8 protein-coding genes, 1 tRNA gene and 1 pseudogene are annotated in these 11679 nt (G+C 60.6%); 7 read left to right on the plus strand and 3 right to left on the minus strand.

Annotated features, from left to right (window positions below):
• Nucleotides 1–4: 4 nt before the first annotated feature.
• Both ACT5M9_RS15445 and rpoS read left to right on the plus strand, forming a co-directional pair.
• Nucleotides 5–1066 (plus strand): LysM peptidoglycan-binding domain-containing protein, encoded by a 1062-nt coding sequence (locus tag ACT5M9_RS15445; protein WP_457982359.1) that lies wholly within the window; start codon nucleotides 5–7, stop codon nucleotides 1064–1066.
• A 46-nt stretch (nucleotides 1067–1112) separates the two neighbouring features.
• On the plus strand, nucleotides 1113–2096 hold the full coding sequence (gene rpoS / locus ACT5M9_RS15450; RefSeq protein WP_457982361.1) for an RNA polymerase sigma factor RpoS: 984 nt from the start codon (nucleotides 1113–1115) through the stop codon (nucleotides 2094–2096).
• A gap of 82 nt (nucleotides 2097–2178) precedes the next feature.
• Here the strand turns inward: rpoS and tsaD are convergent, their stop codons facing one another.
• Complete coding sequence (gene tsaD / locus ACT5M9_RS15455; protein WP_024946180.1) at nucleotides 2179–3192, minus strand: tRNA (adenosine(37)-N6)-threonylcarbamoyltransferase complex transferase subunit TsaD; 1014 nt, start codon at nucleotides 3190–3192, stop codon at nucleotides 2179–2181.
• Between the two features lie 179 nt (nucleotides 3193–3371).
• Here tsaD and rpsU point away from each other — a divergent pair, with 179 nt between their 5' ends.
• The 5 genes and pseudogenes from rpsU (at nucleotide 3372) to ACT5M9_RS15480 (ending at nucleotide 8268) form a co-directional block, all read left to right on the plus strand.
• Nucleotides 3372–3587 (plus strand): 30S ribosomal protein S21, encoded by a 216-nt coding sequence (gene rpsU / locus ACT5M9_RS15460; RefSeq protein WP_005309452.1) that lies wholly within the window; start codon nucleotides 3372–3374, stop codon nucleotides 3585–3587.
• Nucleotides 3588–3602: 15 nt separating this feature from the next.
• The gene (locus ACT5M9_RS15465) at nucleotides 3603–4046 is read left to right on the plus strand and encodes a GatB/YqeY domain-containing protein (protein WP_438549195.1); all 444 of its coding nucleotides are present in this window, start codon (nucleotides 3603–3605) and stop codon (nucleotides 4044–4046) included.
• A gap of 83 nt (nucleotides 4047–4129) precedes the next feature.
• Nucleotides 4130–5915 (plus strand): annotated as a pseudogene (dnaG, locus tag ACT5M9_RS15470) (DNA primase).
• 183 nt (nucleotides 5916–6098) lie between these two features.
• On the plus strand, nucleotides 6099–7991 hold the full coding sequence (gene rpoD / locus ACT5M9_RS15475; RefSeq protein WP_438549447.1) for an RNA polymerase sigma factor RpoD: 1893 nt from the start codon (nucleotides 6099–6101) through the stop codon (nucleotides 7989–7991).
• Between the two features lie 200 nt (nucleotides 7992–8191).
• A tRNA-Ile gene (locus ACT5M9_RS15480) sits at nucleotides 8192–8268 on the plus strand.
• Nucleotides 8269–8317: 49 nt separating this feature from the next.
• On the opposite strand, the gene ACT5M9_RS15485 is transcribed toward ACT5M9_RS15480, so the two are convergent.
• Nucleotides 8318–8788: a tetratricopeptide repeat protein gene (locus tag ACT5M9_RS15485; protein ID WP_457982362.1), complete on the minus strand. Its 471-nt coding sequence runs from the start codon at nucleotides 8786–8788 to the stop codon at nucleotides 8318–8320.
• 241 nt (nucleotides 8789–9029) lie between these two features.
• Nucleotides 9030–11606, minus strand: a complete 2577-nt coding sequence (locus tag ACT5M9_RS15490; protein ID WP_457982364.1) for an alpha amylase C-terminal domain-containing protein — start codon at nucleotides 11604–11606, stop codon at nucleotides 9030–9032.
• Between the last annotated feature and the right edge of the window lie 73 nt (nucleotides 11607–11679).

Here is an 11679-nt window from a genome sequence, read left to right on the forward strand (position 1 = left end):
CACTATGCGTTCGCGTGTTTGGCAAGGTAGCAGTGTCGTCGTGTTGTCATGGCTGCTGCTTGCCTGCTCTTCCAGCAAGACAGCTGCCCCGGTGCAGAGTCTGGGCAATGACCCCATTGCCTCGACCATACCGACCCGTCAGGCCATGGCCAAGCCGGGCATTCAGGGCGGCAGTTACACTGTGGTCAGGGGGGACACCCTCTACTCCATCGCCTTCCGCTCCGGCATGGACGTCGCATCGCTGACCAGCCTCAACGGCATCAGCCCACCCTACAACATCTACCCGGGCCAGCAGCTCCGGCTGGATGGCTCCTCCGGCGCCGTGGCCAGCACCGGCATGGCGATCAGCCGCCCGGTCGCCACCGGCAACGGCACCTATGAGGTGCGCCGCGGTGACACCCTGAGTAGCATAGGCCGCCAGTTCAATGTCTCCAACCAGACCCTGGCCCAGCGCAACAATCTGCAGGCGCCGTACGGGCTTCATGTGGGTCAAGTACTCAGCGTGCCGACGGTGGCCAGCACGGGTGGCAGCCAGGTGGTGGCGAGCACGGCTGTGACCAGTTCGGGGCCCAAACCCCTGGCTACCGCGCCGGCAGGTACGACCACTCCGTTCATCTCGCAAAAAAGCATTGCTCCGGCATCTTCAACAGCATACGCTCAGGCGAAAGAACAAAAAACCAGCAGTTCCTCGTCGACGCTCGCGTGGCACTGGCCGACCCAAGGGCGGATCGTCGAAGGTTTCTCTGTTGCGGAACAGGGTAACAAGGGCATCGATATCTCGGGTCAGAAGGGGCAACCCATCTACGCCGCCAGCGGTGGCAAGGTGGTTTACGCGGGCAGTGCACTGCGAGGTTACGGCAAGCTGATCATTCTGAAGCACAACGATGACTACCTCTCCGCCTATGCCCACAACGACGAGTTGCGGGTGAAGGAGGGAGACTCCGTCAAGGGCGGATCTGTCATCGCGAATATGGGTAGCACGGATGCACCGGATGTGCGCTTGCACTTTGAAATCCGGTACAAAGGCAAGTCAATCAACCCAATGGGTTATTTGCCAAAGCGTTAACCCAGAGAGCTAGGTCTTACTCTGGTTCAGTTCAGGGAGACATATCATGAGCCAAGAACAACTGGTAATGCAGGATGCAGAGTTAGAGTTCGACGAAGAGCTGGAGGCCCAGGAGGAAGAAGAGGTTCAGGAGGTGACCGCAGAAGCCGAGGAGACTATCTCCGACGAGCTGCTGGTGCCCGAACTGAACAAGGTCATGGACGCCACCCAGCTCTATCTGGGGGAGATCGGATTCTCCCCCTTGCTCACGGCCGAAGAGGAAGTCTACTACGCTCGCCGTGCCTTGCGGGGTGATAAAGCCGCCCGCAAGCGCATGATCGAATCCAACCTGCGTCTGGTGGTGAAGATAGCCAGACGCTACAACAATCGCGGCCTGGTGCTGCTGGATCTTATCGAAGAGGGCAACCTCGGTCTCATCCGCGCGGTCGAGAAATTCGACCCGGAGCGCGGCTTCCGTTTCTCCACCTATGCCACCTGGTGGATCCGCCAGACCATAGAGCGGGCCATCATGAATCAGACCCGCACCATTCGTCTGCCCATTCATGTGGTCAAGGAGCTGAACGTCTATCTGCGTACCGCCCGCGAACTCTCCCATCGGCTCGATCATGAACCGACGGCGGAAGATATCGCCTTCGCGCTGGATCGCTCGGTAGACGATGTGAATCGCATGCTCAAGCTCAACGAGAAGATCACCTCGGTCGACACCCCCATCGGTGGCGATCGCGACAAGGCGCTGCTGGATGTGCTCTCCGACGAGCGCGGCATGGGGCCTGAGCTGGAGTCCCAGGATGACGACATGCGCGCCAGCATAGTGCACTGGCTGGAGGAGCTGAACCCCAAGCAGCGCGAGGTGCTGGCCCGTCGCTTCGGTCTGCTCGGCTATGAGCCGGCGACTCTGGAAGACGTGGGCGCCGAGATTGGACTGACCCGCGAGCGGGTTCGCCAGATCCAGGTAGAAGGGCTGCGCCGCTTGCGGGAGATCCTGCTGGGGCAGGGGCTCTCCATCGAGGCGCTGTTCCGTACCAACTAATGGCTGTGAGAGCGAAGATCCTCACCAAGCAAAACAAAAAGGGGCCGAAGGCCCCTTTTTCATGCTGACTGGATCCGCTGGATCAAACCGGATCCAGGGTATCCAGCGGCCAGCGTGGTACGGCCTTGACTGCCAGTGGCTCGAACACCCCGGCTTTCAGGCGCTGCATGCCGGCATAGGCGATCATGGCGCCATTGTCGGTGCAATATTCGGTGCGCGGGTAGAACACTTCCCCCTTGAGGCTCTCCATCAGCTCGGCCAGCTGGGCGCGCAGATGACGGTTGGCGCTGACGCCGCCGGCCACCACCAGGCGATTGAGGCCGGTCTCCTTCAAGGCACGGCGACACTTGATGGCCAGGGTGTCGACTACTGCGTCTTCAAATGCTCGGGCGATATCGGCGCGGGTCTGTTCATCATCACCGTTTGCGGCGATGGTGTTGGCGGCGAAGGTCTTGAGGCCGGAGAAGCTCATGTCGAGCCCGGGACGGTCGGTCATGGGACGCGGGAAGGTGAAGCGTCCAGTGGTGCCCTTCTCCGCCAGCCGGGAGAGCAGCGGGCCACCTGGGTAATCCAATCCCATCAGCTTGGCCGTCTTGTCGAACGCCTCGCCGGCAGCATCATCGATCGACTCGCCCAGCAGCTGGTAGCTACCGATGCCATCGACCCGTACCAGCATGGAGTGACCGCCGGAGACCAGCAGCGCCACAAAGGGAAACTCGGGGGCTCGCTCTTCCAGCATGGGCGCCAGCAGGTGGCCTTCCATGTGGTGTACGGCAATGGCCGGTTTGTTCCAGGCCATCGCCAGCGAGCGGCCGATGGTGGCCCCCACCAGAATGGCGCCAACCAGGCCCGGACCTGCTGTGTAGGCGATGCCGTCGATGTCGTCCTTGCCCAGTCCCGCCTCTCGCAACGCGGCCTGGATCAAGGGGATCGTCTTGCGCACATGATCCCGGCTGGCGAGCTCGGGAACCACGCCGCCGTAGTCCGCATGCAGCTTGACTTGGCTGTATAACTGATGGGAAAGGATCCCTTTTTGATCGTCGAAGATCGCGATCCCGGTTTCGTCACAGGATGTCTCTATGCCCAATACACGCATTGCTAAAAAATTTCACTGCTAAAATGAGACGGCTATGGTAACCTTCGCGGGTTTTTTAAACCAGAGCGATCTCTGCGGGTTTACTTTCATTCCCTGTCCAGAGTATAATTTCGCACCATTTTAAGACATGCTGATCGATTGAAGGTCAGCTAACCAAATATCACTGAGGTGAAAGGCACATGCCAGTAATCAAAGTCCGTGAAAATGAGCCGTTTGACGTTGCTCTGCGTCGCTTCAAGCGTTCTTGCGAAAAGGCCGGTATCCTGTCCGAAGTTCGTAGCCGCGAGTTCTACGAGAAGCCGACTACCATTCGCAAGCGCGCCAAAGCGTCCGCCGTCAAGCGTCACGCCAAGAAGCTGTCCCGCGAAAACGCACGTCGTATCCGCCTGTACTAATCGGGGGATCATGCCGTGTCTCTGAAGGATCAACTCAAGGATCAACAAAAGCTCGCCATGCTGGCCAAAGACAAGGCCCGGCTGGGAGCGATCCGTCTGTTGATGGCCGAGATCAAGCAGCGTGAAGTCGATACCCGTGTCGAGCTCAATGATGAGGATATCCTCGCTGTGGTGACCAAGATGGTCAAACAGCGCCGCGATTCCATCAGCCAATTTGAAGCTGCCGGTCGTCAGGATCTTGCCGACAAAGAGTCCGCCGAGATCCTGGTGCTGCAGGAATTTCTGCCGCAACAGCTGACCGCAGACGAGATTGCCAGCCTGATCGAGCAAGCCATCGCGCAAAGCGGTGCTGCCGTCATGGCCGATATGGGTAAAGTCATGGCTGTCTTGAAGCCGAAAATTCAGGGGCGTGCCGATGTCGGCGCCGTCAGTGCGCAGGTGAAAACCCGCTTGGCGTAACAGGCATTTCTCTTGTTAGTCGAAAGAAGCCGTGCTTCCCTGTGAATGCGCGGCTTTTTTATTTTCAATGAAACAGGACGGTTATGGCAGGCAGGATCCCACAATCCTTTATCGATGATCTGCTCGCACGCACAGACATCGTCGAGCTGATCGACTCGCGAGTGCGGCTGAAGAAAGCCGGCAAGAACTATCAGGCTTGTTGCCCGTTTCATAACGAAAAAAGCCCCTCTTTCACTGTCAGCCAGGAGAAGCAGTTCTATCACTGTTTCGGTTGTGGTGCCCACGGCAATGCCATCGGCTTCGTCATGGAGTACGACGGTCTCGAATTTCCCGATGCCATCGAAGAGCTCGCCAACCTGCAGGGGATGCAGGTGCCTCGCGAGCAGAATGCGGGTGGTGGCAAGGCACAGCCGGCCGTCAGCAAGGATCTCTATGAGCTGATGAGCCAGATCGCCCGCTTCTACGAGAGCAACCTCAAGAGTGCCCCCCAGGCGGTAGATTACCTGAAGGGACGCGGCCTGACCGGTGAAGTGGTCAAGCGCTTCAACATCGGTTATGCCCCGGGTGACTGGGATCAGGTAAGACGGCGCTTTGGCAGCAGCCGGGATCACGAGCAATTGCTCATCTCTGGCGGCATGCTGATCCCTCGCGACAGCGGCCCCGGCAGCTACGATCGTTTTCGCGATCGCATCATGTTCCCCATTCGCGACAAGCGCGGCCGGGTCATCGGCTTCGGCGGCCGGGTGCTGGGGGACGGCACGCCCAAGTACCTGAACTCGCCGGAGACCCCCATCTTCCACAAAGGCAGGGAGCTGTTCGGTCTCTATGAGGTGAAGCAGGCGAACAAGGATCCTCGCCGGATCCTGGTGGTGGAAGGCTATATGGACGTGGTGGCGCTCGGCCAGTACGACATCGACTACGCGGTGGCGGCGCTGGGCACCGCGACCACCAGCGACCACATCCACACCCTGTTTCGCACCACGGCCGAGGTGGTCTGCTGCTATGACGGCGACAACGCCGGTCGCGAGGCTGCCTGGCGTGCGCTGGACAACGCGCTCTCCCATCTGCAGGACGGGCGTGAGCTCAAGTTCGTGTTCCTGCCTGACGGCGAGGATCCGGATTCCCTGGTGCGCCAGATCGGCAAGGAGGGCTTCGAGGCGTTGCTGGACCAGGCGCAGCCCTTCGCCGATTTCATGTTCGAGCGTCTCGGGCGGGATGCGGCGCTCTCCGGCGAGGCGGGCAAGTTCGAGGTGGCGAACAAGGCCGCCGAGCTGATCCGCCGGGTGCCGGAAGGATTCACCCGGGAGGGGCTCATCACCCGGCTCTCCAGCATGATGCGCTGGGGGGAGAACAAGCAGCGTATCGCCGAGCTGTTCGCCCGCAGCGCTCAGCCGAAGGCCGAGGTCAACAAGCCCAAGGCCGCCAAGCTGACCCCCATACGCCGGGCGCTGGCACTGATGCTGCAATACCCGGCCGTGACCGCCGAACTGCCGGCCATGCCGGAGCTAGCCGGATTGCGGGTACAGGGCATCCAGTTCCTGCTGCAACTCCATCAGCAGATCCTCTCCCAGCCCGGCATCACGACCGGCATCCTGCTGGAGCACTGGCGTGGCACCAAGGAGGGGGAGATCCTGGCACAACTGGCGATGCACGATCTGTTCGAGGAGATCAAGCTCGATCAGGAGCCGGACATTCTGGGGGAGTTGCAGGATACCTTCGTCGGTTTCATCAACCAGTTTCTCAAGCAGCGGATCGAGGAGTTGCAGGCCAAAGTGGCCCAGCAAGGGCTCAGCAGCGAAGAGACTCAGGAGCTGATGATGCTGATCAGAGAGGTGCAGATTGGAGAAAAGAAATGAGACTGGGGCTTGATATTTGAGTGATTAGTCTCAATATAAATACCGTTGCCCGAATGGACGGGATTAAAAGCAAACACTTTATAACCGCCTGGCCCCGACAATACTGCGGGCAGGGGTTTCTCATGACCGACGCCGCAACCAGACATAGCATGTCTGGCGGTTTTCTATTAGAATTGGCTATTTGCGCAGCAGCGCACTGTACGCGCAACCTAGCAACACCAACCGGATGAGTTCTATGGAGCAAACCCCGCAGTCTCAGCTTAAACTCCTCGTTGCCAAAGGTAAAGAACAGGGCTACCTGACCTATGCCGAGGTGAACGATCACCTCCCGCAAGACATCGTCGACTCCGACCAGATCGAAGACATCATCCAGATGATCAACGATATGGGTATCCAGGTGGTGGAAAACGCCCCGGATGCCGATGACCTGATCATGGCTGAAGGTGGCACCGCCGATGAGGACGCTGCCGAAGCAGCGGCCCAGGCTCTGGCATCTGTTGAATCTGAGATTGGTCGCACGACCGATCCCGTCCGCATGTACATGCGGGAAATGGGTACCGTCGAACTGCTGACCCGTGAAGGCGAAATCGACATCGCCAAGCGGATCGAAGACGGTATCAACCAGGTACAAAGCTCCGTCGCCGAGTACCCCGAAGCCATCACTTACCTGCTCGAACAGTACGACAAGTACGAAGCCGAGCAGCTGCGTCTGTCCGACATCATCTCCGGCTTTATCGACCCCAATGAAACGGACGATGTGGCGCCGACCGCCACTCACATCGGTTCCGAGCTCAGCGAAGATGATCTGGCTGACGAAGACGAAGATGAAGACGAAGACGAAGACGAAGACGGCGATAGCGATGACGACGGCGACGGCGGTCCGGATCCCGAAGTCGCCCGCGAGAAATTCGGTGAGCTGCGTGCCCAGTACGAAGTCACCCGTCTCTCCATTCAGAAGAATGGCCGTGCCCACGACGACACCCAGGCCGCGATTGCCCAGCTGGCCGATGTGTTCCGTCAATTCCGCCTGATGCCCAAGCAGTTCGATCGCCTGGTCAACAACATGCGCGAGATGATGGAGCGGGTCCGCGTGCAGGAACGCATCATCATGAAACTCTGCGTTGAGCAGGCCAAGATGCCGAAGAAAACCTTCGTCGCGGCCTTCACCAACAACGAGTGCGAAACTGCCTGGTTCGAATACCAGAAACAGGCCGGCAAGGCGTGGTCTCCCCGTCTGCTGGAGATGGACGAAGAGATCCTGCGCTCCATCGGCAAGCTGCAGCAGATCGAAGAGGAAACCGGCCTCTCCATCGCCCAGATCAAGGACATCAACCGTCGCATGAGCATCGGCGAGGCCAAGGCCCGTCGTGCGAAGAAAGAGATGGTCGAGGCGAACCTGCGTCTGGTTATCTCCATCGCCAAGAAATACACCAACCGCGGCCTGCAGTTCCTGGATCTGATCCAGGAGGGCAACATCGGTCTGATGAAGGCAGTGGACAAGTTTGAATACCGTCGTGGCTACAAGTTCTCGACCTATGCCACCTGGTGGATCCGTCAGGCCATTACCCGCTCCATCGCGGATCAGGCCCGTACCATCCGTATCCCGGTGCACATGATCGAGACCATCAACAAGCTTAACCGTATCTCCCGCCAGATGCTGCAGGAGATGGGTCGTGAACCGAACCCGGAAGAGCTGGCCATGCGCATGGGCATGCCGGAAGACAAGATCCGCAAGGTATTGAAGATCGCCAAGGAGCCCATCTCCATGGAGACGCCCATCGGTGATGATGAAGACTCCCACTTGGGCGACTTCATCGAAGATACCACGCTCGCCCTGCCGGCGGATGCGGCCACCAGCGAGAGCCTGCGCAACGCCACCCGCGAAGTGCTGGCCGGTCTGACCGCCCGTGAGGCCAAGGTGCTGCGCATGCGTTTCGGTATCGACATGAACACCGACCACACCCTAGAGGAAGTGGGCAAGCAGTTCGACGTCACCCGTGAGCGTATTCGTCAGATCGAAGCCAAGGCCCTGCGCAAACTGCGCCACCCGAGCCGCTCGGAAGTGCTTCGCAGCTTCCTGGACGAATAGTCCTGAAAGTCGCCGACAGGCCTTGTCAAAAAGCCCCGCCATGCGGGGCTTTGTTTTATGCGTGGCGCGCAGAGCGCATTGGCAAGGGAGTGAGGCGAGTTTAATCGGTCAGACTGGACAAAAACTCGGCAAGTGGTTGATCTGCCTATGGACGAGGTATCTCGCATCCCCTATAATCCACGCCGCAAAACCAAGATTCTGGCCCCTTAGCTCAGTTGGTTAGAGCAGTCGACTCATAATCGATTGGTCGCCCGTTCAAGTCGGGCAGGGGCCACCACTTTCAGACAAAGCCGCTCATCATGAGCGGCTTTGTCGTTTCTGGCGTCTTACCAGCGCCTGTCCAGATCCTCGGCATAGAGGGTCATGGCGCGCCTGTAGGTGACGAGGGCGGGATCCGCCGTGGTCTCGGCCAGCACCGCCAGCAGGCTCTCCATCCCCTCCTTGTGCTGCCCCAAGTTGTAGCGGGCCATGGCGCCGAATACCCTGAACTCGGTGGCGTCGGGGAAGCGGGTCAGGCCCTGCTCGAAGGCGGCCAGCGCCTCGGCATACTGACCGATGCAGCGATAGGAACTGCCAAGGCCGAGCCAGGCCCCGCGCAGCGAAACCTCACTCAACCCGAGCGCTATGGCTTTCTGATACAGGGGAATGGCCTGAGACTCGCGCCCCAGCATGTCGTGCAGGCTGGCCACTTCGTAATGCAGCTCGGCGTGCTGCGGATGTTCCGTTATCTGCAGCAATCCGTGCTGCCTGGCCTCTTCAATCCTTCCCTCGGCCTTGAGGGCTTCCAGTTGTTTCATATGCGCTCCTGCATGGGATCCGGGATCCAGTATGCCTGTGAGTCGGCGGCCGGGAAATGGGGGCTAGGAAGGTCGTCGCGGCGCAGCAGCAGCTCGAGCGGTGGCTGGAATAGGAAGGGAAGGTGAGCATAAAGTGCCACCGGGCCGGGAACCCGGCGGCACGGTTTTATCATGGTGGGCCAGATAGGCTCCGGCAGTGGGCGGCATGGTAGCTCACCGCCGAAGCCTTATCTCCCGAGGCTTATTGGGCGCTCAGGCTGTAGGCCAGGGTCTGGTCGTTGAAGCGCACCAGGTAGGTGCCGACCACTGAGGTGGTGATGTCGGCGCCGGTCTGCTCGGCCACCCCGTCCTTGTTGCTGTCGCCGTAGTTCTGGGTCCAGTCGCCCTTGACGTCGAACTTGAAGCGTTGGCCCCCGCTGGCGTCTCCGGCCCCGGTGAAGGTGACGCTGGCCTGCCACAGGTGATCGGCCACCAGGGTCATGGGGGTAGAGCCCCAGTTGTTGGGGGTGCCGCGCAGGCTCAGGCTGGGGAAGGTCTTCGCGTAGCCGACGCTGACCGGGGTCAGGCTGTAGGCCAGGGTCTGATCGTTGAAGCGCACCCGATACTGGCCGATGACGGCGGTGAGGATGTCGTTGCCGGCGAGCTCGGCCACCCCATCCTTGTTGTTGTCACCGTAGTTCTGGCTCCAGTCGCCCTTGACGTCGAACTTGAAGCGCTGGTTGGCCTGACCGTCGAAGCTGACGAGTGCCTCCCACTGGTTGTCGGCGACCAGCGTCATGGCGAGCGAGCCCCAGCCGTTGGGGGTGCCACGCAGGTGCAGGGTGGGCAGCACGCTGGCGTAAGCGCCGTTGGTGTCGGTGACGTTCACGGTGGAGCTGGCACTGGCGGTCAGCCCCTCGGCATCGGTGACGGTGACCGTGACGGTGTGGGTGCCCAGGGTATCGAACAGCACAGTCTCCGTCTTGCCGTTGCCACCGGTGGACCAGGCGTAGCTGGTCACGCCGACGTCGTCGCTGGAGGCGGAGGCGTCGAACACCAGGCTCTCACCCAGCTTGGCGTTGATGGACTTGGGCGAGATGACCGCGACCGGCGCCTGGTTGCTGGCGAGCGGCGTCAGGCTGTAGCTGAGATCGCTCTCCTTGAGGGCGACGCGATACTGGCCGGCACCGCTGAACAAGATGTCCTTGCTGCTGCCCTTGTCGGCGATGCCATCCCCCTCGTTGTCGCCGTAGTTTTCGGTCCAGTTGCCAAAGACGTCGAACTTGAAGCGCTGGGCTCCGGTCGCGTCACCGGCGCCACTGAAGGTGATGGTGGCAGACCAGACGCGGTTGGCATCGACTGTCATGGGTGTATTGCCCCAGGCGTTGTGGGTGCCGCGAATGTTCAGGCTGCTGAACTTGTTGCCCGGCAGTGTGGTGCCGCCGCAGGGGCTGGTCTTGGTGCAGCCGGCCAGGATGGCGGCGGCCTTCATGCCCGCCAGGTTCAGGCCGGCCTTGCCGCTGGCGTCGACCGCTATGTAGGCGCCGCTGCAATAGTCACTGCCGCTGAGGATGTTGCAGTACTCGCCGGCTGGCAGGCCGGTCGGGACCGAGGCCACCAGGTTGCCGCTCTCGTTGTTGATGGCGACGAAGCCCTTGTCACCCCGGCTGAAGGCGATCTGGTTGTTGCCGTTGTCCCACCAGTTGCCGACCGCCGTGCCCTCGGTGCGGTTGTGGAACAGGGCCATATTCATGATTTGCGGGCGGCGCTGCTCGCAGTTCCACTGGCTGTCGGAGCAGGGCGTGCTGGCCGGCGCGCCTTTATCGGTTTCGTACTTGCCCATGTCGGCGAAGCGATAGCCGGACATCAGCTGCTTCCAGCCATAGGGCCAGGCCATCATGAAGACGTTGGCCAGCTCATAGCGGGCGCCGTTCATGAAGGTGAGCATGCCGCCGCCCCCGTGGCCGCGCTCGCGATCGTGGTTGACCACGAAGATGAAGGACTTGTCGGAGGGGAGCAGGCCCCAGCTCTCGCCGAGGGTCTTGAGGTTCTTGATCTGGCCGTTGAAGTTGGCGGCCAAGTCGGTGCCGTACTTGAAGTCGGTGACTCTGTCGATATAGGTGTAGCGATTGGGCTGGATGTCGGCGGATTCACCACCCGCGCCTATCACCTCGAGGTAGGCCTTGGGGCTGCCGGCCTTGTCGAGGATTGCCTTCACCTCGCTCGGGGCCATGTGCTTGGCCGCATCGATGCGAAAACCGGCGACGCCCCAGCCGAGCAGGGTCTTCATGTAGGTGGCTATCTGATCCTGCACATAGGCGGAGCCGGTGTTCAGATCCGGCATGCCGTAGAGGGCGCCGTTCCAGACGTTGTTGCTGTCGCCGTAGTTGGTGATGTCGCCGCTGTGGTGGAAGTCGTTGTAGCCGAACTGGGGATACTGGAACTGGCCCGAGTTGTAGCTGCCACCGCCGGTGGCGCTGCCGGAGCCTGAGGCGAGCTGGTTGAAGACGGCGTCGGCGTAGATCTTGACCCCGGCGGCGTTGCAGCGGGCGATCATGCTCCTGAGCTCCGCCTCGCTACCGCCGAAACTGTTGAAGTTCTTGAAGCTGACCGGTTGGTAGACGGTCCACCAGTACTCGCTCCCCTGCTTGTGCTCGGCTGGCGGGGTGATCTGGACACCCCCGAACCCCTTGGGGCCGAGCACTGTCTCGCACTCGTTGGCGACGTCGTTGAACTTCCATTGGAACAGGTGAACCATGACTCCTTCGGCGCTGGCGCTCTGACTGAATGGGCCGAGTGCCGCGGCGAGCAGGGCGGTTCGAAACAGTGTGCTGTGCATGACGATTTTCCCTTCGATGTTGTTATTGGTTATCACTGCCTGCATATCGAACGGACGACGAACAACCTCGTTC

It is taken from the genome of Aeromonas sp. AE23HZ002T15 (genome assembly GCF_054165525.2).